Source organism: Belnapia rosea, from assembly GCF_900101615.1.
Lineage (GTDB): Bacteria > Pseudomonadota > Alphaproteobacteria > Acetobacterales > Acetobacteraceae > Belnapia > Belnapia rosea.
Genome location: NZ_FMZX01000010.1, coordinates 141,433 through 162,686, shown reverse-complemented (window position 1 = coordinate 162,686; position 21,254 = coordinate 141,433). Strand labels below are relative to the sequence as shown.

The following is a 21,254-nucleotide window of genomic DNA, read 5'->3' as shown; positions in this document are numbered from 1 at the left end:
GATGGATCATCCCATGCTAGTCACCGCACCCTCCGCCACGGCGTCCCGACCCAAGGTCAGCATCCGCGGTGCCGCCAAGCAGTTCGGCAAGATGGTCGCGCTGCAGGGCGTCGACCTGGAATTGCAGGAGAACAGCTTCACCTGCCTGCTCGGCCCCTCGGGCTGCGGCAAGTCGACGCTGCTCAACATGATCGCCGGCTTCGCCGAGCCGAGCGCCGGCCAGGTGTTGGTCGATGGCCTGCCCGTGAAGGGTCCCTCGGCCGATCGCGGCGTGGTCTTCCAGGAATATGCCCTGTTTCCCTGGCGCACCGCGCTCGACAACGTCGCCTTCGGCCCGATGCTGAAGGGGCGCGGCAAGGCGGAGCAGCAGGAGATCGCCCGCCGCTACCTCGCCCTGGTCGGCCTCGCCGGGCATGAGGCGAAATACCCGGGCAACCTCTCCGGCGGCATGAAGCAGCGCGTCGCCATCGCCCGGGCGCTGGCCAACGACCCCTCCGTGCTGCTGATGGACGAGCCCTTCGGGGCGCTGGACGCCCAGACCCGCGAGACCTTGCAGGAGGAGCTGCTGCGGATCTGGGAGCAGGATCGCAAGACCGTGGTCTTCGTCACCCACTCCATCTCGGAGGCCATCTTCCTCGCCGACCGGATCGTCGTCATGGCGACGCGGCCCGGGGCGGTGAAGGAGGTCTTCGACGTCGAGATCCCCCGGCCGCGCGAGCGGAGCGACCCGGAATTCGTCCGGCTCGAACGCGAGATCAAGCTGCTGGTCCGTGCCGAGGTGCAGAAGCTCGGCGTGATCTAGCGGCCCGGGGTCAGGCCAGGGGGTTAGGGCAGGGGCGCGGTCCGGTACAGCGAGACGCGCAATCCGCCATGCGGCACCGGTGGGCCGGGCGGCAGGAAGGGCAGCCCGGTCGCATGGGCCAGCCGGGACTCGCTGGCGACGAGGCCGACGCGCCAGCCGCCGAAACGGCCCAGCAGCCGCTGCCCGAGGGCCCGGTACAGCGGCGACAGCGCCGCCCTGTCGCCGATGCGGGTGCCGTAGGGCGGGTTGACGATGACGAGCCCTGGCGGCCCATCTGGTGGCCCCTGGGGCGGCTCGATCTCGCTGATGGTGCAGCGGCGGAACTCGGTGGCCTCGGCGAGGCCGGCGCGCTCGGCATTGGCGCGGCTCATCTCGATCGCCCCGGCATCGCGGTCGCTGCCGAAGCAGCGGGCGGCCGGGACGCGCTGGCTCTTCACCTCGCGCATGCGCTGCCAAGCCTCCGCATCGAAGGTGGCGAGCTGCTCGAAGGCGAAGTGGCGTGCCCGGCCCGGGTTGAGCCGGGCCGCGATCTCCGCCGCCTCGATCACGAAGGTGCCCGCGCCGCACATCGGGTCGAGCACCGGCTCGCCACCGTCATAGCCACATTGCAGCAGGAAGAGGGAGGCCATGGTCTCCCGCATCGGCGCCGGGTTGACGGCCTGCTTGTAGCCGCGCTTGTGCAGCGGCTCGCCGGAGGTGTCGACGCTGAGGGTGCAGAGGTCGTCCTCGATCCGGGCCCGCACGAGGATGCCGGCCTCCGCCGAGTGCGGCGCGCCGAGCGTCTCGCGGATGGCGGTCGCGATCCGCTCGGCCGCGGCGCCGCTGTGGTAGATGCGCGAGCCGGTGCAGGCGGCCTCGACCCGGAAAGGCACGTCCGGGCGCAGCACGCGGTCCCAGGCCACGCGCCGCGCCCGGATGTCGAGCTGCGCCAGATGGACGGCGTGGAAGGCGTCGATGCGGGCCAGGACGCGCCCTGCGCCGCGGATCCACAGATTTGCCCGCCAGACCTCGGGCCAGCCGCCCCGGATGACGACCCCGCCCGGCACCGGCCGCGGCTGCCGGAAGCCCTTGCCACGCACCTCGGCGCAGAGCGCGGCCTCCAGGCCCGGGGCCGTCGCCAGGAAGATCTCGAAGGTGTCCGGGTTGTCCGCGCGGCGGGGGGCAGGGTCCATGGCGCTCCGTGTGCCTGCCCGGTGCCGCGCTGGCAATCCGCGCGAGGATCAGGCCGGCGTCACGCCGGGCCCCTCATACCGGCACCGGCCGCGGCCGCAGGGCCTCGGGCGTGGGGATGGCCTCGAGGGCCAGCCGCCGTCGCGCCAGCCAATCGAAGAAGCCGCCGGTCGCCGCTTGCCGCGCCTGCCAGTCCCGCAGCATGGGCAGGGCGAATTCCGGCAGGCTGTCCCGCCCGGCCAGCGCCGCCTCCTCCATCCGGGCCCGGGCGGCGCGCAGCCGGCGGTGCCAGGCCTCCTGCAACCCGTGCGGCATCGCCCGCCAGCTCGCCTCCTCGGCGACGGTGATGCGGTCACCCAGGCGGCGGACGAGCAGGGGATGGATCCGCTCCAGCCCGACCGGCAGGCGGAAGCCCCCGGCCGCCGACGCCTCGACGAAGCGTCCGCGGAGGGCGTGCAGCGTGCCGTGCAACCGCCCGCCGCGCCGCAGCCGGGCGCGGAGCGCGGCGGCCTGCCGGCCCTGCGAGGGCAGGGCGGTCGCCGCCTCCGCCACCGGGTCGGCGGCCAGGGCGGCCGCCAGCGACCGCAGCGCCTCCCGCCCGATCAGCGCATGGTCCTCGATGAAGGCATGCATCGCCGCCCTTGGGCTGAGGGCATGGACATACTGGTTCCAGGCATTCGCCCGGTCGCCCTGCGCCAGCGCATAGAGGCGGAGGCCGGGCAGGGCGCCGCCGGCCCGCACCGCCCGCGCCGCCTCCGCCGCATCCCCGCCACGCAGCAGCACCGTCACCCGCACGTCCTGCGCTTCGGTGGCCTGCTGGATGGCGGCGAGGCAGCGGGCCAGGCGCAGGGCCTCGCCCCGGCTGAACAGGACGATGCTCCAGTCACAGGCATCGGCGGGGGTGGTCATCAGGTGCTCCAGGTCACGACGGTCCCTATCCTGCCACGCGAATATTGGCGAATTGCGACCAACCCAGGGCGAGGGCGGGATGCCCGGATGGCGAGGCCCCGCTGCATCTTCGCCTGCGGCACCCTATCTCTGGTGCCAAGAACGAGGAGAAACAGGATGAGCGGAACCGCAACGGAACTGGCCACCCTGGGCGGCGGATGCTTCTGGTGCCTGGACGCGGTCTATCGCGACCTCAACGGCGTCTCCAAGGTCGTGTCCGGCTATGCCGGCGGCCATGTCGAGAACCCCAGCTATGAGGAGGTCTGCGGCAAGAAGACCGGCCATGCCGAGGTGGTGCAGATCACCTTCGATCCGACCGTGATCTCCTATGCCGATCTGCTGCGGGTCTTCTTCACCATCCACGACCCGACCACGAAGGACAGGCAGGGCGCCGATGTCGGGCCGCAATACCGCTCGATCATCCTGACCCATTCGCCGGAGCAGGCGCAGGTCGCCGGCGAGGTGATGGCCGAGGTCACCGCCAACCGGATCTGGGACGCCCCGCTGGTCACCGAGGTGGAGAAGCTGGAGCGGTTCTGGCCGGGCGAGGCGGAGCACCAGGACTATTTCGCCCGCACCCCCTGGAGCGGCTATTGCCGCGTGGTGATCGCCCCGAAGGTCGCCAAATTCCGCAAATCCTATGCCGACCGCCTGAAGCGCCCGGCCGCCTGAGGAGCCCGACCATGTCCCTGTTCCGCAAGGAAACCGCCCCCGAGGCCGACTACCCCGTGCAGAAGACCGCCGCCGAATGGCGCGCCAGCCTCGCCCCCGAGGCCTATCGCGTGCTGCGCGAGCATGGCACGGAGCGCCCGGGCACCAGCCCGCTGAATGCCGAGAAGCGCCAGGGCACCTTCGCCTGCGCCGGCTGCGGCACGCCCCTCTTCGAATCGGGCACCAAATTCGAGAGCGGCACCGGCTGGCCAAGCTTCTTCGCCCCGATCGAGGGCGGTGTCGGCACCACCACCGACCGCAGCTTCTTCATGACCCGGACCGAGGTGCATTGCGCCCGTTGCGGCGGCCATCTCGGCCATGTCTTCCCGGACGGCCCGCCCCCGACCGGCCTCCGCTACTGCATGAATGGCGCGGCGATGCGGTTCGAGCCTGTTACGAAAGAGGGCTGAACCACTATCAACTTGCCATTTAGCGCGCCGCGCTGAATTCCTGGGCGTCCAGTCCTGTAAGGCGTCCCCGAATGCGGCACTTGCCCGCTGTCCTGTTCCTTGCCCTCGCCCTGCCATGCATCACCTCGGCAGGGCCCGCCCGGGCGAACCTGATCTATGTGCTGAATTCCGCGGATGCCTCCATCAGCCTGGTGGACAGCATCTCGCGGGAGGAGGTGCGGCGCATCCCGGTCCTGCGCGAGGTTCACCACCTGCTCCTCACCCCCGACCGCAAGGAGCTCATGGTCGGCGATTCGGGCGGCAACGAGCTGATCTTCATCGATCCGGCCACGGCCGAAGTCACCCGGCGCGAGCGCTTCAGCAATCCCTACCACATGGAATACAGCCCGGACGGGCAGTACCTCGTGGTCACCAGCCTGCGGCGCGACCAGGTCGACATCTACGAGGCGGCGACGCGCACCCTGCTCGCCCGGCTCAAGGTGCCGGACAAGCCGAGCCACCTGGCCTTCTCGCCCGACAGCCGCTTCGCCTATGTCACCCTCCAGGGCGCCCGGAAGCTGATGGCGATCGACCTCGCCGAGCGCAAGCCGGTCTGGTTCGCCGAGGTCGGCTCGCAGCCGGCCGGCGTCATCTGGCACAACGGCCGCCTGCTGGTCGGCATCATGGGGTCCGACCACATCGCGGTGGTGAACCCGGCCGAGGCCAGGGTGGAGCGCACCGTCTTCATCGGCCGCGGCGCCCATACCATCTTCCCGGCGCCGGATGGCCGCGCGCTCTACGTCACCAGCCGGGTGGACAGCCGCATCACCGTGCTCGACCCGGCGACGCTGGAGCCGAAGGCGCGCTGGGACATTCCCGGCGGGCCGGACTGCATCGCCTTCGACCCGGATGGCAAGCTCTGGGTCACGCTGCGCTGGGTCGCCCGGATCGCCATGGTCGATACGGCGACGGGGGCGGCGGAGACCATCCCGGTCGGCCGCTCGCCGCATGGCATCTTCGTCCAGCCGCGGCGTGAGCCGATGGCGCCCCTGCCCAGCGCGGCCGGGCCGCAGCCCCCCCGGCCAGCCACCGCAGCGAGCGAGCCGGAGGACCTCCAGGCCGAGCGCCCGATCCAGCCGGCCCGCGCCACGGCAGCCTCGTCCCCGGCGCTGGCCCCCACCCTGGCTCCGGCTGCCGCCACCCGCCCGGCTGAGCCGCCGGCCGAGGCCTCGCCCTGGTGGCGCCAATGGCTGCGCCGATGAGGCGTCGCCTGCTGCTCGGCGGGCTCGCCGGGTTGCCTGCCGCCGCCCGTGCCCAACAACCCGCCTGTCGCGGCACCGTCTACCTCACCATCGACACCGGCTGGAGCCGCGAGGCGGAGGAGATCGCCGCCATCCTCCGCCGGCGCGGGGTGCGCGCCACGCTGTTCATCGCCGACGAGCCGACCTGGCGCGGCGACCGCACGCTGGATGACAGCTGGGCACCCTTCTGGCGCGCCCGCGCCGCCGAGGGCCATACCTTCGCCAGCCATACCTGGCGCCACTGGTATTTCCGCGGCGACCCGGCACCGGGTCAGGTGCGCTACGTCAACCGCGGCGGCCAGGGCGGCGAGGTGCTCGACGGCCGCGCCCTCTGTGCCGAGTTGGAACGCCCGATCGCCCGCCTCCGCCAGATGGTCCCCGATGCGCAGGTGCTGCCGCTCTGGCGCGCGCCGGGCGGCATCACCACGCCGAACGCCATCGCGCTCGCCGCCGCCTGCGGCCTCCGCCACCAGGGCTGGACCGCCCATGGCTTCTGGGGCGATGAGCTGGACAGCGCCGCCCATCCCAATGCCACGCTCGCCCGCCGCGCCATCGCCAATACGCGGGATGGCGAGGTGGTGGTGATGCACTGGGGCATCCGCAGCCGGCGCGATCCCTTCGCCCATGTGCTGGAGGAGGTCATCACCGGCCTCCAGGCCCGGGGCTTCTGCTTCGCCACCCTGCCGCCGCAAGGCCGAGCCTGATCCATGGATGCCTTCACCACTGCCTGGGCCACCGCCACAGGCTGGCTTTTCGAGACCCTGGTGCAGCCCGCCTTCTACGCCCTCGGACTCATGGACTGGGCCGAGGACGCCTATGACTGGCTGGATTTCGGCCTCTACGGCCTGCTGACCATCGCCGTGGTCTATCTGGTCTGCCGCCCGCTCGAGGCCTGGCGGCCAGTGGAGGCGGTGGCGGACCGCCGGGCCGTGCGGACGGACATGGTCTATACCTTCCTCACGCGCCTTGGCCTGCTGCCGCTGATCGCCTTCGTCCTGCTGGCCTCGCTGCAATCCCGCTGGGAGGGCTGGCTGACCGAGACGGGCCTGCTGCCACCGACGCTGGAGGAGTTGTTCCCACCACTCCGCGCCTCGCCGCTGCTCGCCTTCCTCGTCTATGTCGTGGTGCTGGATTTCGGCGAGTACTGGCGCCACCGGGCACAACACGGCTTCCGCTGGTGGTGGGCGCTGCATGCCATCCACCACGCCCAGCGGCAGATGACCTTCTGGACCGATGACCGAAACCATGTGCTGGACGATGTGCTGGCCGCCCTCTGGTTCGGCGGCATCGCCCTGGTGATCGGCGTGCCGCCCGGCCAGTTCCCCATCATCCTCCTGGTGCTGCGGCTGGCCGAGAGCCTGAGCCATGCCAATGTCCGGCTCGACTACGGCCGGGTCGGGGAGCGGCTGCTGGTCTCGCCTCGCTTCCACCGGCTGCACCATGGCGTGCTCTCGGCGGGTGTCACAGGCAAGAATTACGCCGTGCTGCTGCCGGTCTGGGACTGGATCTTCGGCACCGCCGACTGGAACCGGGGCGCCTATCCCCGCACCGGCGCCCCTGGAACGGAGGAGGCGATGGCCACCGGCGGCTGGCTGCGCCAGCAATGGACCGGCTTCCGCCGCATGGCCCAGGCCCTCGCCGGCAGGACTGACCAATCCTGACTGGTCAAGTCGGGAATGGGCGAGCCGGATCACAAATGCCTGTGCCGATACATTGCGCTAGAGCCATGCGGCTACCAACACGGTTTATTGTCCACTTTACCTGACAAGGAGGCAGCGCCCTGAACGACCCAGTGCCCCGTGCGCCCGGCCTGCCGAGTTGGGTGCGCCCGGGCGTGGCATCGGTCATGCTCATCCTGTTCTTCGGCGCGGCTCTGCTCCCGGGGATCGGCATGGCCGCGCGCATGCTTCTCCTTCTGGTTTCGGTCGTGATGGGGGCGGCTGGCTTCGGCCTCTCCACCGGCCTCGCCGCGGCGACACTCGGCTTCGCGCTGATCCTGTGGCAGGCGATCAGGACTCCCACAGGCCTCACCCTGGAAGCGGCGATCGATGGCTTCCTCTGGTTCGCCGTCGCCAAGCTCACCGCTGCCCTGATCGCGCTGCAGCGCCGCCAGCTGCTCCGCCAAGGCATGGCGCGGCAGCAGGCGGAGCTGGCGGCCAAGCAACAGGGCCTCCTGCTCGATGAGATGTCCCACCGTATCCGCAACGACATGCAGCGGCTGATCGGTCTGCTGCAGGCCCAGGCCCGGAGCGAGCCCTCGGCCGCCCAGGCGTTGCAGCGCGCGGCCGGGCGGGTTCAGGTGCTCGGCCGGCTGCACCAGCGCCTGTCCCGCCGGGCGGAGACGGCAGTGGTCGACAGCCGCGTCTTCCTTGAGGGGCTGGTGGAGGATCTCCGTATCGGCATCGAGCCGGGGCGGCCGGTCGCCCTCACGGTGAATACCGAATCCCACCTGCTGCCGATCGCCATGGCGGCCGATCTCGGCCTGGTGGTGAATGAGCTCGTCACCAATGCGTTGAAGCACGGCTTCCCCGGCAACCGCGCCGGCGTGATCCGCGTCGCCTTCGGCCGCGATGACGGGCTCTACACCCTCGTCGTCGCCGATACCGGCATCGGCCTCGCCGCAGAGGATTCCAAGGGCGGTTCCGGCCAGCGGCTGATCCAGGCGCTGGCCGGGCAACTCGGTGGCCGCGTGGCGGCGGCACGAGGCGAGGTCGGCGGCACCCAATTCACCCTTTCCTTCCCCGTGCAGCGGACGGAGGCCGGCATCACCCTGCCGCCGGACCAGGCACCTCCCCCGCCGCTCGCCGCGACCGGCACGGATGGCCCGCCCGGCCGCTGACCGGCTGGCGCCCTGCCGCTATGCTGGCCACCTGATCCCGTCGGAGTGCCCGATGTACCGCCGCAGCCTGCCGACCCTGGCCACCAGCCCTGCCGTCCTGTCACCGGCGGCGCGGTGACCGGCGGGGCTATGCGGGGTGCAGTCCACGAAGCCTCCACCCTCACCTGAGCAACGTCCATTTGAGCAACATTCATTTGAGCAACTTCGACGCCATCATCCTCGGCGCCGGCGCTGCCGGGCTGATGGCCGCGATCAGCGCCGGGCGGCGCGGCCGGCGGGTGCTGGTGCTCGACCATGCGCCGGAGGCGGGGCGGAAGATCCTCATCTCCGGCGGCGGGCGCTGCAACTTCACCAACCTGCATTGCGCGCCGGACCGCTTTCTCTCCGCCAACCCGCATTTCGCCCGCTCGGCCCTCTCCCGCTACACTCAGGGCGACTTCATTGCCCTGGTGCGGAAGCATGGCATCGCCTTCCACGAGAAGACGCTGGGTCAGCTCTTCTGCGACGGTTCGGCCCGTGCGGTGGTGGCGATGCTGCTGGCGGAATGCGCGGCGGCCGGCGTCGAGCTTCGGCTCGGGGAGCACATCACGGCAGTGGAGCGGCCGGATGGCTTCCGCGTCTCGACCGGGCGCGGCGATGTGGCGGCGCCCGCCCTGGTGCTGGCGACGGGCGGCCTCTCCATCCCCAAGATGGGCGCGACCGGCCTCGCCCACGACATCGCCCGCCGCTTCGGCCTGCCGCTCGTCTCCCCCCGCCCTGGCCTGGTGCCGCTGACCTTCCAGGGCGCGCCGCTGGAACTCATGCGCCCGCTCTCCGGCGTCGCCCTGCCGGCCATCGCCCGCTGCGGCAAGCGGGCCTTCCCGGAGGCGCTGCTCTTCACCCATCGCGGCCTCTCCGGACCGGCCATCCTGCAGATCTCCTCCTATTGGCAGGAGGGCGCGCCGATCACCCTCGACCTGTTGCCGGGCATGGATGCGCCGGCGGTGCTGCGCGAGCGGAAGCGCGCCCGCCCCCGGGCGGAACCGAAGACCGTGCTCGCCGAGCTGCTGCCCGGGCGCCTCGCCGCCGCCCTGGCCGAGGCGCATCTGCCGACCAAGCCCATGGCCGAGCTGCCCGACCGCGCCCTCGACGCGCTCGCCCTCCAGCTCAAGCGGTGGGAGCTGCTGCCGGCCGGGACCGAGGGCTATGCCAAGGCCGAGGTGACGCTGGGCGGCGTCGACACCGCCGCGCTCTCCTCCCGCAGCATGGAGGCGAAATCGGTCCCGGGCCTCTTCGTCATCGGCGAGGCGGTGGACGTCACCGGCTGGCTCGGCGGCTACAATTTCCAATGGGCCTGGTCGAGCGGTTGGGTGGCTGGCGAGGCGCTGTGAGTGGTGCCGGATGGGCGAATTCGCCCGCGGCAGCCAGCGGTAGATGACCGATTCCGCCCGGTCCTGTCGAAGAAAGCCGGCTGAGACGCTGCGCCGCCGCTGATCCAGTACTCGCGGCGAGGAAGGCACGGCCATGATGGGCGAGCGGCAGGTCCAGCAGGAGGCGCCGGCCCATGGCTTCAGCCTGGAGGGGCAGGTTCCCGCCGACACCTCGGCACGCCAGCCTCGCCCGGCTTCGCGGAATGACCTTGGCGACGCGGCCGGTGCGGATCACGGGGCTGGAGTCCTGCAAGCGCCCGACGCGCAGCAACATCCTGCTTCCACTCGCATATCCGGCACTGCAACGGCACAGGTGGATGTCCCGGGTGAAGCGACCGCGGCCCTGGCTGAAAGCCGGCCGGCACCGAGCCGCCGCTATCGGGTTCGACCCGGATGCGGGACTCACCGCAGCTCAGGGCATGGCGATGGTACCTGAGCGCAAGGCCTCGACGCGGGTGTTTCCGAGCCTGTCGATCCCCCCTCCGCGCCGGTGCCGCAACCAGCTCGGCTTTCAAGGCTTGAGCCTGGCATCGAGAGGAGGCACGGATGGACAAACGGAGGACTGGCCCTGTGGCGTCGGGTGGCATGATGAACGGCCTTTGGGGGGCGTTCGGCATCGGCGTCCTGTCCGGGCTTCGCAGCATGTCGGGGGTGGCCGCCCTGAGCTGGGCCGCCTCGCTCGGGCGCATCCGGACCGGATGGCTTCCGCTCGGCCCTGAGGCGCGCGGCCTTGCGACGATGGCCGCTCTCGCCGAGATGGCCGGCGACAAGATGTGGTTCGCGCCCGACCGCCGCATCGCGCCATCCTTCCTGGTACGCCTCGTCCTTGGCGCAGCCGGTGGCGCGGCGCTGGCCGGGCACGGCGTATCGAGGATGGAGGGCGCCGTGACCGGCGTCGGCGGGGCTGTCGCGGGCACGCTGCTCGGCCGCGCGGCGCGGGGCGCCACAACCCGGTCCGGCCGCGACTGGGCACGCGCGCTCACCGAGGACGCCCTGGCGGCCGGCCTCGCCGTGGCGCTTGTCCGCTCCACGATGGGCCCAGGCAGGCCCTAGGTCGAGGCGGTACCCTTCGATGGCAGGTGGCGCCGTGTGGAGGACCAATCGGTGACGGTTAAGGCGCCCGAATTCAGCGTGGCGCCGCAGGGTGCCGGTGATGACGCGCCCGGGGCGACGGCTGCCTTCCCCTATGACCGCATGACCGTGGAGCGCTTCCGCGAGGCCTTCCCGCGGGCACGCTGGCGCGACGACCTGGGGGCCTGGTTCGTACCGGGTGCGCGGGCGGAACGGCGCCTGACAGCATGGATGGGCCGCGAATGGTCGGGTGTGCTGGCCTATGCCGACCAGCGTGGCCGCGACGCCTTTGCGTTCGAGCCGATGTCCAGCCCCTATCTGGAGGTCGCCGACGGCTTCGTGGTCAGGACGCCGTATTCCCGGGCGGTCATCGCCGAGTTGCGAGCCGTGCCCTGGGCCCAATGGGACCCGGCGCTGAAGGCCTGGCGCGTGCCCTTCCGCTCCGTCGAGGAGTTGCGCAGGCGCTGGCCCGCCATCGAGGAGGCAGCCCGGCTGGCCGAGCCCGAGGAGCGCCGGAAGCGGGAGGAGAGCCGCAAGGCCTCTCCGGAGCACGCGGAGAGGCGAGCCGAGGCCGCCGAGCGCCGCCGCCGGCGCTATCCCGTGCCCGAGGACGCGCAGCCGCCGCTCGGCCGCGTGCTGATGACCCATGCGGGATGCGTGATGTTCGAGGCCATCAACGGCGAGCTTGCCGAACCGGAGGTCGCCGCACGCTTCTACCCCGGTGTCACGGCCGGATCCGCCGTGCTGATCTGGGCAGCCTGGCGCAGGCCGAGCCATGCCGAGTTGGTCCAGGCCTGGCCCGCGCACACACCGCCCAGCCCGTCCGACTTGGCGCGCGGCTGGTGGCAGCCGACGATCGAAGTGCTGCGGGAGGAACGCCGCAGGGCTGCATCCCTGGAGCGTGCGAAGGCGACGCTTCGCGCCAGGCAGCAGTAAGCTCGGCCTGAAACATCACCCATCGGCCGAAGACACCGACCCTTTACGAAGCGGCCCGGCTCCGCCGGGTTGAGTGCTCCGGATTCCCGGTACGCAGCATGCAGAGCGTCCTGGCTGCCGCGTCCCGCCCTCCTCGGTCAGAAGGCTTGGGTGCGCCCTGTCCGCCTTCAGGACGTCGGTCACACTCAGCCGACGGCCAGGAAGGCCGCCAACCGCCCATCCCGAGGGGCGGCCAGCCTCATCCGCCAAATCCCGACAGCAGCCAGTCCGCCGCCGGCTTCAGCACCAGCCCCGCCAGGGCGGTCAGCCCCAGCGTCTTCACCACCCCGAGCTTCATCCGGAACAGCGCCACCGCCGCCAGCAGGGCGAGCAGCAGGGCCAGGGAATCGAGGCTCGCCGGGACCGGCACCTCGAGCCGCATCGGCCCGACCGGCACCTCGAGGATCACGCCGAACAGCACGCGCAGCCCGAACCACAGCGCGAGGTTGGCGATGACGCCCACCACCGCCGCCGTCACCGCCGCCAGCGCGCCCTTCAACCGCGCCACGTCGTGCAGCCGCTCGACATAGGGTGCGCCGAGGAAGATCCAGGCGAAGCAGGGCGCGAAGGTAGCCCACACCACCAGCAGCGCCCCCGGCACGCCGGCCGCCAGGTAGCCGACGAATTGCAGCACCAGGATCAGCGGCCCGGGCGTCGTCTCGGCCAGCCCGAGACCCGCCAGCATCTGGTCGGCCGAGAGCCAGCGGTAATGCTCCACCGCCTCCTGCGCCACATAGGCAAGTACCGCATAAGCCCCGCCGAAGGTGACGATCGCCATCTTGGAGAAGAACCAGGCGAGGTCACCATACAGGCCGCCCGCATTCATCAGCAGCGCGACCGGCCAGACCCAGAGCGCCAGCGCGATCAGCCCGGCCCGCCGCGCGGCGCCGCCCAGGCGCATAATGCGGTCCGGCTCCGCCGCGAGCAGCGCATCGAGCAGGGCAGGGGGGCCATCCTGCGGCCGGCCATGCCCACCCCCGGCGAAGGCCGCCGGCATCGCCAGCCCGATCAGCGCCGCGCCGAGCACCACGACGGGAAAGGGCAGGCCGAACAGGAACAGCGCCGCGAAGGCCGCCACCGCCAGGGCCCAGGCCACGGCACCCTGCAAGGCCCGCCGCGCCACGCGCAACAGCGCCTCCACCACGATCACCAGCACCGCGCATTTCAGTCCGAAGAACAGCGCGGCGATCAGCGGCACCTCGCCGAAGCCGACATAGATCGCCGAGAGCGCCAGCATCACCAGGGCGCCGGGCAGGATGAAGAGCAGCCCCGCAGCCACCCCGCCGCGCACGCCATGCATCAGCCAACCGAGATAGGTGGCGAGCTGCTGCGCCTCCGGCCCCGGCAGCAGCGTGCAGAAATTCAGGGCATGCAGGAAGCGTGCATCGGAGATCCAGCGCCGCTCCTCCACCACCTCCCGGTGCAGCAGCGCGATCTGCCCGGCCGGACCGCCGAAGGAGAGGCAGCCGATGCGGAACCAGACGCGCAAGGCTTCGGCAAAGCTGGGGAAGGGGAGGGAGGTCATGCGGCCGTTTAACAGGCCGGCTTCCCAACGAGAACCGGGGAAGGCACCGCCTTCCCCGGACCTCATCCGCCAGGCCATAGCCCAGCCTGGGCGGGTCTTTCTAGGCGACGCTCGGGGTGCCGTCGGCCAGCGGGTCGTTGGCCGCCGGGGAGGAGGCCATGACCTGCTCGGTCTGCGCGCCGCCATCCGGCCGCGGCGGCGCGAGCATCGGCTCGCCACCCAGCGGCTCGGACTTCATCGGCTTGAACTGACTCTTGCCGTCGAGCGAGGCCCCCTCGGTCCAGCGCCCGGCCGGCACCTGCCCGTCGATGCGATGGCCGAAATAGGCGTAGGAGAACTGCTGCGCCTCCTGCTCCTGCGGGAAGCTGTTCGGGATCGGCAGCTGCTCCTGCATGCCGCCCAGCTCCTCGATCACCGCCAGCCATTGCTGCTGGTGCATGGTGTCGCGGGCGATGAGGAAGGAGAGCATGTCCTTCATCCCCGCATCGTCGGTCATGTTGTAGAGCCGCGTCGCCAGCGCCCGCCCGGTCGCCTCGGCCGCGACGTTGGCATACATGTCGGCGGCGATGTTGCCGCTGGCATAGACATGGCTCGCATTGAACGGCACGCCGTTGCAATTCTCAGGCGTCGCGGCGAGGCCGGTCGAGAGGATGTGGCGCAGGTTCATCCCGCCCAGCACCGCGCCGGCCATCGGGTCGGCCGCAGCCTCCTCCTGGAAGGAAAGCGGCGCGCCCTCGAGGTTCAGCGCGACGGCGGTGGAGAGCATCTCGATATGGCCGATCTCCTCCGTGCCGGTGTTGATCAGCATGTCACGGTACTTCTTCGGCCCGCGGCTGCCCCAGCCCTGGAACAGGTACTGCATCATCACGCGGATCTCGCCCTCGACACCGCCGATCGCCTGCTGCAGGGCACGGGCGAATTGCGGGTTGGGGCGCTCGACGCGAACAGGGTATTGCAGCTTGCCATCGGTATAGAACATGCAGGGACCTCCAGGTGGGTGGTCCCTGTCGAACCGGTGGCACCGTCCCGGGTTCGGGCCGAAGCCGGCAACGAGCCCCGATACTCCACAATCCGTGAAGCCGTGCCGGGTACTGTACGGTTTGAGTCTATCGCCTGGCTTGCAAAGGATATCCCCGATGACGAAGGACGAGTTGACCGCCTGGGCGATGGCCAATGGCTGGGTGATGATCGCCGGCAACCCCAGCCTGACGAAGCCCTCCTCACCGAAGGAGGCCATCGTGCGGATGGTGATGAAGGCCACCGTCGTGCATATCGAGGTGAAGAAGCCCGCCGGCAAATGGGAGAAATTCACCGGCGAGAGCTACGGCAAGGTCACCGCGGATGCCGAGACCGGCATGCCCCTCGGCCTCGGCCTAGACACCATCCCCGGCTTCCGCATGCTGATGCAGGAGAACCGGGACCGCGCCGTCTTCGCCCGGATGACGGGGAAGGGGTAGGCGCTATTCCGCGCTCGCCGCATCCAGCGCAGCGACCTGCGCCGGGCTGAGGCTGAGCGACGCGGCCTTCACCAGCTCCTCCAGCTGGTCGAGGCTGGTGGCGCTGGCGATCGGCGCCGTCACCACCGGCTTCGCCAGCAACCAGGCAATGGCCACCTGGGCGGGCGTGCTGGCGGTCTCTCCCGCCACGGCGTCCAGCGCATCGAGCACCCGGAGCCCGCGTGACGTCAGGTACTTGCCCATATTGGCGCCGCGCTTGCTCTTCCCGTAATCCGCCTCGGAGCGGTACTTGCCGCTGAGGAAGCCGGCGGCGAGGGCGTAGTAGTTGATCACGCCGATCCCTTCCGCCTGGCAGAGCGGGCCGAGCGCCTCCTCGAAGACCTTGCGGTCCATCAGGTTGTAGAGCGGCTGCAGCGTCTCGTAGCGCGGCAGTCCGAGCTTCGCGCTCGTCTCGAGCGCCAGCTTCAGCCGCGGCGCGGTGTAGTTGGAGGCGCCGATCGCCCGCACCTTGCCCGCCTGGACGAGATCGGCGAAGGCGCCGAGCGTCTCCTCCAGCGGCACCGTCTCGTCATCCTTGTGCGCCTGGTAGAGGTCGATCACGTCGGTCTGCAGGCGGCGGAGGCTGGCATCGACCTCCCGCATGATCCAGTCGCGGGACAGGCCCTGATCGCCCGAGCCCATCTTCATCCCGACCTTGGTGGCGATGACGACCTGGCTGCGCTTGCCGCCTGCCTTCAGCCATTCGCCGATGATCGTCTCGCTCTCGCCACCCTGATGGCCCGGCGCCCAGGCGGAATAGACATCCGCCGTGTCGATGGCGTTGAGCCCGACCTCCACCAGCCGGTCGAGCAGCCGGTGGGACTGGGCCTTGTCGATGGTCCAGCCGAAGACATTGCCGCCGAACATCAGCGGCGGGGCCTTGATGCCGGACCGCCCGAGGCTGCGCTGCTCCATCACCCGTCTCCCGTATTCCAGGAGGAGAGGATGGGCGCGCCCGGGCGCCCCGGCAATCTCAGCCCTTCATCAGCCCGGCCGCCGTCAGCGCCTTGCGGATCACCCCGTTCGGGTCGATCGAGTCGAGCCGGACGCCGCCGAGGGTGAAGGGCTCCTCGGCCTCGGGCGCCTGATGGGCGTCGGGAACCGGCCGTCCGTCCGGGTCGATCGTCGCCCGTAGCTTCGGCACCGGCAGCCCGAAGAACTCGGCGATGGCCCGGGTGGAGGAGACCCCGGTCGCCAGGAAATAGGGTCCGGCCCGGCCGATGCCGTCCGAGCCCAGCGGCACGCCATGCGCCATGCCGGCGACGGTGTGGTGCTCCAGCACGACCTGCCCGCGGGCGTCGCTCCAGGCGAGCGCCCGGTGCGCCCCGCTGCCCGATGTCACCGGCGCCCCCGTGGTGCCGTGCACCGCCGACCATTGCCGGACGAGCTGCTCGGCAACCGCCGGGCGTACCGTGGTATCCGCATCGCCCTGCCAGATGGAGACGCGCGGCCAGGGCCCGCGATGCGGCGAGGCGGCCCTCACCAGCGCCGCCCAGTCCGCCGCCGGGCGGGGCTTGCCGGTGGCCATCGCCTCGAAGGCCTCCGGCATGCTGGTCGCCGCGCCATAGGGCAGGCCGGCGATGATGGCACCGGCCGCGAAATCCTCCGGATAGGTGGCGAGCAGGTTGGCCGCCATCCCACCGCCGGCCGAGAGGCCGGTGACGAAGACCCGCCGCTGGTCGATCCCCCGCGTCGCCACCATATGCGTGATGGCGGAATGGATGGAGGCCACCTCGCCCTGGCCGCGCGTGCTGTCGCCCGGCTCGAACCAGTTGAAGCAGCGGTTCGGGTTGTTGGCCTGGCGCTGCTCCGGCAGCAGCACGGCGAAGCCACCCTCGGCGGCGAGCGCGGTCCAGCCGCTGCCCGCGGCATAGCCGGCAGCGGATTGGGTGCAGCCATGCAGGGCGACCACCAGCGGCGCCCCCTGCGGCAGGTTGTCCGGCAGATAGGCCCACATGCGGAGCGCGCCGGGATCGGCGCCGAAGCCGGCCAGCTCGACCAGCTCGCCCGCCTCCGTGGAGGCTTCGGCGGCGGCATTCATCCGGGACCGCTGCTGGCGCACCAGATCGGACAGGCGGCTGTGTATCTGGTTCAAGGCGGTTCCTTTCGGGAGGGGAAGCGGATAGGTCCGCTCCCGTTGCAGACCCAAGCGTGCCGAGGCATCCGGGGTTTCGCTGCACTGCAACATAAGGTCCGAAAGGGTCCCATTCCAGGCCGGAACGCGAGATGGTCATGAACGTTAAGGGAACACCAACCAGGGGACTTCCCATGACAGACAACCCGAAGACCGATCCCGAGCCCGGTTCCAACACCATCAAGGACCCGGATGACTGGACGACGGGCGACGAGGCGATGACCGGCGCCCAGGCCAGCTACCTCAAGACCCTCAGCGAGGAAGCAGGCGAGGAATTCGATCCGGAGATGACCAAGGCCGACGCCTCCCGCCGCATCGACGAGCTCCAGGCCAAGACCGGCCGCGGCAAGTAGCCTCCCCTGCTTGTCCCGAGGCATCCCCCCATGCTTAAGCAGGGGGGATGACCCCGGACAGGCCCCCGACCAGCCGATGACCCCGCTGAATGCGCGACGGCTGGCGAATTTCCGCGCGAACCGGCGCGGCTGGTGGTCCCTCTGGATCTTCGCCGCGCTCTTCCTTGTCACCCTCTTCGCCGAATTCATCGCCAACGACCGGCCGCTGGTCGCGCATGTCGATGGCCATTGGTTCGTCCCCGTCCTCACCGACTATGCCGAGAGCGATATCCTCCCCGACGGCCTCCCCACCGAGGCCGACTGGCACGACCCGGAGCTGGTGCGGGGGATCGCGGGGCGCGGCGGCTGGATGCTCTGGCCGGCCATCCCCTATTCCTATGCCACGGTGGTGCGCGACCTCGGCCAGCCCGCGCCTTCGCCACCCTCCGCCCGCAACTGGCTCGGCACCGATGACCAAGCGCGCGACGTGCTGGCCCGCGTCATCTACGGCTTCCGCATCTCGGTGCTGTTCGGCTTCACCCTGACCATCGCCGGCTCCGTCCTCGGCATCGCCGCCGGCGCGGTGCAGGGCTTCTATGGCGGGGCCGTCGACCTGCTCTTCCAGCGCTTCATCGAGATCTGGTCGGGGATGCCGCAACTCTTCCTGCTGATCATCCTCGCCAGCATCATCCAGCCGAGCTTCTGGATCCTGCTCGCCTTCCTCCTCGCCTTCTCCTGGATGGGGCTCACCGGCGTGGTGCGGGCCGAATTCCTGCGCGGCCGCAACCTCGACTATGTCCGCGCCGCCCGCGCCTTGGGCGTGTCGGATACGCGTCTCATGGCCCGCCATATCCTGCCGAATGCGATGGTGGCGACGCTCACCTTCCTGCCCTTCACCCTCTCCGGCAGCGTCACCATCCTCGCCAGCCTCGACTTCCTCGGCTTCGGCCTGCCGCCCGGCTCGCCCTCGCTCGGCGAGCTGCTGAGCCAGGGCAAGAACAACCTCCAGGCGCCCTGGCTTGCCTTCACCGGCTTCGTCGTCCTCGGCGGCGTGCTGACCCTGCTGATCTTCGTCGGCGAGGCGGTGCGGGATGCGCTCGACCCCCGCAAGCTGCCGGGGGGCGGGCGATGACGGCGCCGCTGCTCTCGGTCGAGAACCTCTCCATCGCCTTCGGCCCGCGCCTCGTGGTGCGCGACGTCTCCTTCGCCCTGCATCCGGGCGAGACCTTGGCCCTGGTCGGGGAGAGCGGCAGCGGCAAGTCGCTCTCGGCCCTTGCGGCGCTCCGCCTGCTGCCAGCGGCAGCCAGGATCACCGGCGGCCGCATCACCCTCGACGGCACCGATGTGCTGGCGGCCAAGGAGGCGGCGCTGCAGCGCCTGCGGGGCGGCGTCGCCGGCATGGTCTTCCAGGAGCCGATGACCTCGCTCAACCCCCTGCACGGCATCGGCCGCCAGGTGGGCGAGGCGATCACCCTGCACCAGCCCCTCGCTGGCGCCGCGCTCCATGCGCGCGTGCTGGAGCTGCTGCGCCAGGCCGGCCTGCCCCGTGCGGAGGAACGGCTGGGCGCCTATCCCCACCAGCTCTCCGGCGGCCAGCGCCAGCGGGTGATGATCGCCGCCGCGCTCGCCAACAACCCCAAGCTCCTCATCGCCGATGAGCCGACCACCGCGCTCGACGTCACCATCCAGGCGCAGATCCTGGAACTGCTGGCCGACCTCAAGGCGCGGCTCGGCATGGCCATGCTGCTCATCACTCATGACCTCGCCATAGTCCGCCGCCATGCCGACCACGTGGTGGTGATGCGCGACGGCGAGGCGGTGGAGCAGAACACCGCCGCCGCCCTCTTCGACGCCCCGCAGCACCCCTATACGCGCATGCTGCTGGCGACCCAGCCGGGCGGCCGCCCCGCGCCCGTCCCCGCCGCCGCTCCGGTGGTGGCGGAGGTGGAGGATCTCCGCGTCCACTTCCCGATCCGCCGCGGCCTGCTGCGGCGCGTGGTGGGCCATGTGAAAGCCGTCGATGGCGTCTCGCTGGCCGTACGGGAGGGCGAGACGCTCGGCCTGGTGGGCGAGAGCGGCAGCGGCAAGACGACGCTCGGCCTTGCCCTGCTGCGGCTCGAGGGCAGCCAGGGCGCCATCCGCTTCGAGGGGCGGGAGCTCCAGCCGCTCTCCGGCCGTGCCCTCCGCCCGCTGCGCCGGCGGATGCAGGTCGTCTTCCAGGACCCCTATGGCTCGCTGTCGCCCCGCCTCTCCGCCGGCGAGATCATCGGCGAGGGGCTGGAGGTGCATGAGCCCGGCCTCACCCGCGCCGCCCGCGACATGGCCGTCGCCAGCGCACTGGAGGAGGTGGGGCTCGACCCCGCCATGGCCGCCCGCTACCCGCATGAGTTCAGCGGCGGCCAGCGCCAGCGGATCGCCATCGCCCGCGCCCTGGTGCTGAAACCCCGCCTCGTCGTGCTCGACGAGCCGACCAGCGCGCTCGACGTCACCGTCCAGGCCCAGGTGGTGGAGCTGCTGCGCGCGCTGCAGGCGCGGCACCGCCTGGCCTATCTCTTCATCAGCCACGACCTGCGCGTGGTGCGCGCCCTTGCCCATCGCATCATGGTGCTGAAGGACGGAAGGGTGGTCGAGCAGGGCGAGGCGGAGCAACTGGCCACCGCCCCGCGCGAGCCCTATACCCGCGCGCTGATGGCCGCGGCGTTCGATTTGCGCGCCTCCGGCACGACCGACTTACGCGCCGAGGCAGGGGCATGACGGATCTTCAGAAGCTGCAATCCCTGCTCGATGCGGGGCAGGTGAAGCTTGGCGTGCATATCCGCCGGATGAACTCGCCGGGCAGCCCGGTCTATCGCGCGATGGAGAATGTGGCGCCGGCCGCCATCATCCTCATCCTCTCCTTCGGCAGCACCATGCTGGTGCATTTCTATCTCGGCGCCGTGGTGCTCGCCATCGGCTGCTGGTGGTGGCTGATGAGGCACCTGCCACGGGTGAAGGACGGGGTCTTCGACCGCACCGCCGCCTTCGTCCTCGCCGAGGAGCGCAATTTCGACTTCTGGTGGTCGCAGGGCGTGCTCAGCCTCTATGCCCGCCTGCCGGGCGGCGAGGAACGTGCCGCCACCATGCGCCAGGACTGGCGCGCCTGGATCCGCGCCCTGCCCGGGACGCTCGAAACCCTACCCCCCGATCGCCGCAAGGACGGAGACTGAGACATGGCCGTGCTGCTCTCGACCAAGGCCTCCACCATGGAGGATTGGCGCGATGCCCTGCTCGAGGTCGACCCAAGCCTCGAGATCCGCCTCTTTCCGGAGGCCGGCAACCCGGCCGAGATCGAGGCCGCCGTCTGCTGGACGGCGCATGACCTTGGCGAGCTGCGCCGCTACCCCAATCTGAAGCTGCTCGTCTCCATGGGCGCGGGCGTCGACCACCTGATGCGACCGCCAGGGCCGCCGCCGGGCGTGCCGGTGGCGCGGCTGGTCGACGAACGGCTGACCCAGGGCATGACCGAATGGGTGCTGCTCAACGTGCTGCGCTTCCACCGGCAGGACCCGGAATACCGGGCGCAACAAGCCGCGCGGGTCTGGAACGAATTGCCGGCGCCGGACACCGCGCGCCGCCGCATCGGCATCCTCGGCCTCGGCGCGCTGGGCGGGGATGCAGCGCGGGCGCTGGTGGCGCTCGGCTTCCCGGTGATGGGCTGGTCGCGCCGGCCGAAGCAGGTGCCGGGCGTCGAGGCCTTCCATGGCGAGGATGGCCTCGCCGCCATGCTGGCCCGCAGCGACATCCTTGTCTGCCTGCTGCCGCTGACGCCCGAGACGCGCGGCCTGCTGAATGCCGATCGCCTCGCACTGCTGCCCCGTGGGGCCTACCTGCTGAACTCGGCCCGCGGCGGCCACATGGTCGCGGCGGATGTCCTCGCCGCGCTCGATAGCGGGCACCTCGCCGGCGCCGCCCTCGATGTTTTCGAGCCGGAGCCGCTGCCGCCCGAGCATCGCCTCTGGGCCCACCCCCAGGTCGTGCTCACGCCGCATGCGGCCAGCATCACCATCCCACGTAGCGCGGCGCCTCAGGTCGTCGAGAACATCCATCGGGCGCGCGCGGGCCTCGCGCCCAACAATCAGGTCGACCTCACCGCCGGCTACTGAGCCGGCGCGC

The 21,254-nt window shown here is 71.0% G+C and carries 22 protein-coding genes; 16 read left to right on the top strand and 6 right to left on the bottom strand.

Annotated elements, in window-relative coordinates:
* Positions 1–13 precede the first annotated feature (13 nt).
* Complete coding sequence (locus BLR02_RS17160; protein ID WP_090664046.1) at positions 14–802, top strand: ABC transporter ATP-binding protein; 789 nt, start codon at positions 14–16, stop codon at positions 800–802.
* A gap of 23 nt (positions 803–825) precedes the next feature.
* Here BLR02_RS17160 and BLR02_RS17155 read toward each other — a convergent pair whose 3' ends face one another.
* Both BLR02_RS17155 and BLR02_RS17150 read right to left on the bottom strand, forming a co-directional pair.
* On the bottom strand, positions 826–1,974 hold the full coding sequence (locus tag BLR02_RS17155; RefSeq protein WP_090664045.1) for a THUMP domain-containing class I SAM-dependent RNA methyltransferase: 1,149 nt from the start codon (positions 1,972–1,974) through the stop codon (positions 826–828).
* Between the two features lie 73 nt (positions 1,975–2,047).
* Positions 2,048–2,881 (bottom strand): hypothetical protein, encoded by an 834-nt coding sequence (locus BLR02_RS17150; RefSeq protein ID WP_090664044.1) that lies wholly within the window; start codon positions 2,879–2,881, stop codon positions 2,048–2,050.
* Positions 2,882–3,037: 156 nt separating this feature from the next.
* On the opposite strand from BLR02_RS17150, the gene msrA reads away from it, so the two are divergent.
* The 9 genes from msrA (at position 3,038) to BLR02_RS17105 (ending at position 11,576) form a co-directional block, all read left to right on the top strand.
* Positions 3,038–3,592: a peptide-methionine (S)-S-oxide reductase MsrA gene (gene msrA / locus BLR02_RS17145; RefSeq protein ID WP_090664043.1), complete on the top strand. Its 555-nt coding sequence runs from the start codon at positions 3,038–3,040 to the stop codon at positions 3,590–3,592.
* Between the two features lie 11 nt (positions 3,593–3,603).
* Positions 3,604–4,041, top strand: a complete 438-nt coding sequence (gene msrB / locus BLR02_RS17140) for a peptide-methionine (R)-S-oxide reductase MsrB (protein WP_090561124.1) — start codon at positions 3,604–3,606, stop codon at positions 4,039–4,041.
* 71 nt (positions 4,042–4,112) lie between these two features.
* Entirely contained in the window at positions 4,113–5,282 is a 1,170-nt protein-coding gene (locus BLR02_RS17135; RefSeq protein WP_090664042.1) for a YncE family protein, read from the top strand.
* Positions 5,279–6,025 (top strand): polysaccharide deacetylase family protein, encoded by a 747-nt coding sequence (locus tag BLR02_RS17130; protein WP_218127979.1) that lies wholly within the window; start codon positions 5,279–5,281, stop codon positions 6,023–6,025. The genes BLR02_RS17135 and BLR02_RS17130 overlap by 4 nt, the downstream gene beginning before the upstream one ends.
* 3 nt (positions 6,026–6,028) lie before the next feature.
* Complete coding sequence (locus BLR02_RS17125; RefSeq protein ID WP_090664040.1) at positions 6,029–6,982, top strand: sterol desaturase family protein; 954 nt, start codon at positions 6,029–6,031, stop codon at positions 6,980–6,982.
* A 242-nt stretch (positions 6,983–7,224) separates the two neighbouring features.
* Complete coding sequence (locus BLR02_RS17120; protein ID WP_176849635.1) at positions 7,225–8,160, top strand: sensor histidine kinase; 936 nt, start codon at positions 7,225–7,227, stop codon at positions 8,158–8,160.
* A gap of 194 nt (positions 8,161–8,354) precedes the next feature.
* Positions 8,355–9,530: a BaiN/RdsA family NAD(P)/FAD-dependent oxidoreductase gene (locus BLR02_RS17115; RefSeq protein ID WP_176849634.1), complete on the top strand. Its 1,176-nt coding sequence runs from the start codon at positions 8,355–8,357 to the stop codon at positions 9,528–9,530.
* Positions 9,531–10,154: 624 nt separating this feature from the next.
* Complete coding sequence (locus BLR02_RS17110; RefSeq protein WP_218127978.1) at positions 10,155–10,622, top strand: hypothetical protein; 468 nt, start codon at positions 10,155–10,157, stop codon at positions 10,620–10,622.
* Positions 10,623–10,673: 51 nt separating this feature from the next.
* Positions 10,674–11,576 carry a hypothetical protein gene (locus BLR02_RS17105; protein ID WP_090664066.1) on the top strand — a complete coding sequence of 301 codons (903 nt, stop codon included), beginning with the start codon at positions 10,674–10,676 and terminating at the stop codon, positions 11,574–11,576.
* A gap of 238 nt (positions 11,577–11,814) precedes the next feature.
* Here the strand turns inward: BLR02_RS17105 and chrA are convergent, their stop codons facing one another.
* Positions 11,815–13,140 carry a chromate efflux transporter gene (chrA, locus tag BLR02_RS17100; protein WP_090664038.1) on the bottom strand — a complete coding sequence of 442 codons (1,326 nt, stop codon included), beginning with the start codon at positions 13,138–13,140 and terminating at the stop codon, positions 11,815–11,817.
* A gap of 100 nt (positions 13,141–13,240) precedes the next feature.
* Positions 13,241–14,119 carry a manganese catalase family protein gene (locus BLR02_RS17095; protein ID WP_090664037.1) on the bottom strand — a complete coding sequence of 293 codons (879 nt, stop codon included), beginning with the start codon at positions 14,117–14,119 and terminating at the stop codon, positions 13,241–13,243.
* A gap of 157 nt (positions 14,120–14,276) precedes the next feature.
* Here BLR02_RS17095 and BLR02_RS17090 point away from each other — a divergent pair, with 157 nt between their 5' ends.
* The gene (locus BLR02_RS17090; protein ID WP_090664036.1) at positions 14,277–14,597 is read left to right on the top strand and encodes a hypothetical protein; all 321 of its coding nucleotides are present in this window, start codon (positions 14,277–14,279) and stop codon (positions 14,595–14,597) included.
* Positions 14,598–14,600: 3 nt separating this feature from the next.
* Here BLR02_RS17090 and BLR02_RS17085 read toward each other — a convergent pair whose 3' ends face one another.
* Entirely contained in the window at positions 14,601–15,551 is a 951-nt protein-coding gene (locus BLR02_RS17085; RefSeq protein ID WP_176849633.1) for an aldo/keto reductase, read from the bottom strand.
* 58 nt (positions 15,552–15,609) lie between these two features.
* Positions 15,610–16,731 carry an extracellular catalytic domain type 1 short-chain-length polyhydroxyalkanoate depolymerase gene (locus BLR02_RS17080; protein WP_245704830.1) on the bottom strand — a complete coding sequence of 374 codons (1,122 nt, stop codon included), beginning with the start codon at positions 16,729–16,731 and terminating at the stop codon, positions 15,610–15,612.
* Between the two features lie 173 nt (positions 16,732–16,904).
* Here BLR02_RS17080 and BLR02_RS17075 point away from each other — a divergent pair, with 173 nt between their 5' ends.
* From BLR02_RS17075 to BLR02_RS17055, 5 genes are all read left to right on the top strand, one after another.
* Positions 16,905–17,123, top strand: coding sequence for a DUF3072 domain-containing protein (locus BLR02_RS17075; RefSeq protein WP_090561133.1), 219 nt, complete (start codon positions 16,905–16,907; stop codon positions 17,121–17,123).
* Between the two features lie 76 nt (positions 17,124–17,199).
* Positions 17,200–18,234, top strand: a complete 1,035-nt coding sequence (locus BLR02_RS17070) for an ABC transporter permease (protein ID WP_090664034.1) — start codon at positions 17,200–17,202, stop codon at positions 18,232–18,234.
* Entirely contained in the window at positions 18,231–19,856 is a 1,626-nt protein-coding gene (locus BLR02_RS17065) for an ABC transporter ATP-binding protein (protein ID WP_090664033.1), read from the top strand. Before BLR02_RS17070 ends, BLR02_RS17065 begins: the two co-directional genes overlap by 4 nt.
* On the top strand, positions 19,853–20,308 hold the full coding sequence (locus BLR02_RS17060; RefSeq protein ID WP_090664032.1) for a hypothetical protein: 456 nt from the start codon (positions 19,853–19,855) through the stop codon (positions 20,306–20,308). The genes BLR02_RS17065 and BLR02_RS17060 overlap by 4 nt, the downstream gene beginning before the upstream one ends.
* A gap of 3 nt (positions 20,309–20,311) precedes the next feature.
* Positions 20,312–21,244 (top strand): 2-hydroxyacid dehydrogenase, encoded by a 933-nt coding sequence (locus tag BLR02_RS17055; RefSeq protein ID WP_090664031.1) that lies wholly within the window; start codon positions 20,312–20,314, stop codon positions 21,242–21,244.
* Positions 21,245–21,254 lie beyond the last annotated feature (10 nt).

Coding starts and splice junctions, on each gene's coding strand:
- BLR02_RS17160 (WP_090664046.1), top strand. CDS start 14: ATGCTAGTCACCGCACCCTCCGCCACGGCGTCCCGACCCAAGGTCAGC.
- BLR02_RS17155 (WP_090664045.1), bottom strand. CDS start 1,974: ATGGACCCTGCCCCCCGCCGCGCGGACAACCCGGACACCTTCGAGATC.
- BLR02_RS17150 (WP_090664044.1), bottom strand. CDS start 2,881: ATGACCACCCCCGCCGATGCCTGTGACTGGAGCATCGTCCTGTTCAGC.
- msrA (WP_090664043.1), top strand. CDS start 3,038: ATGAGCGGAACCGCAACGGAACTGGCCACCCTGGGCGGCGGATGCTTC.
- msrB (WP_090561124.1), top strand. CDS start 3,604: ATGTCCCTGTTCCGCAAGGAAACCGCCCCCGAGGCCGACTACCCCGTG.
- BLR02_RS17135 (WP_090664042.1), top strand. CDS start 4,113: ATGCGGCACTTGCCCGCTGTCCTGTTCCTTGCCCTCGCCCTGCCATGC.
- BLR02_RS17130 (WP_218127979.1), top strand. CDS start 5,279: ATGAGGCGTCGCCTGCTGCTCGGCGGGCTCGCCGGGTTGCCTGCCGCC.
- BLR02_RS17125 (WP_090664040.1), top strand. CDS start 6,029: ATGGATGCCTTCACCACTGCCTGGGCCACCGCCACAGGCTGGCTTTTC.
- BLR02_RS17120 (WP_176849635.1), top strand. CDS start 7,225: ATGCTTCTCCTTCTGGTTTCGGTCGTGATGGGGGCGGCTGGCTTCGGC.
- BLR02_RS17110 (WP_218127978.1), top strand. CDS start 10,155: ATGATGAACGGCCTTTGGGGGGCGTTCGGCATCGGCGTCCTGTCCGGG.
- chrA (WP_090664038.1), bottom strand. CDS start 13,140: ATGACCTCCCTCCCCTTCCCCAGCTTTGCCGAAGCCTTGCGCGTCTGG.
- BLR02_RS17095 (WP_090664037.1), bottom strand. CDS start 14,119: ATGTTCTATACCGATGGCAAGCTGCAATACCCTGTTCGCGTCGAGCGC.
- BLR02_RS17090 (WP_090664036.1), top strand. CDS start 14,277: ATGACGAAGGACGAGTTGACCGCCTGGGCGATGGCCAATGGCTGGGTG.
- BLR02_RS17085 (WP_176849633.1), bottom strand. CDS start 15,551: ATGGAGCAGCGCAGCCTCGGGCGGTCCGGCATCAAGGCCCCGCCGCTG.
- BLR02_RS17075 (WP_090561133.1), top strand. CDS start 16,905: ATGACAGACAACCCGAAGACCGATCCCGAGCCCGGTTCCAACACCATC.
- BLR02_RS17070 (WP_090664034.1), top strand. CDS start 17,200: ATGACCCCGCTGAATGCGCGACGGCTGGCGAATTTCCGCGCGAACCGG.
- BLR02_RS17065 (WP_090664033.1), top strand. CDS start 18,231: ATGACGGCGCCGCTGCTCTCGGTCGAGAACCTCTCCATCGCCTTCGGC.
- BLR02_RS17060 (WP_090664032.1), top strand. CDS start 19,853: ATGACGGATCTTCAGAAGCTGCAATCCCTGCTCGATGCGGGGCAGGTG.
- BLR02_RS17055 (WP_090664031.1), top strand. CDS start 20,312: ATGGCCGTGCTGCTCTCGACCAAGGCCTCCACCATGGAGGATTGGCGC.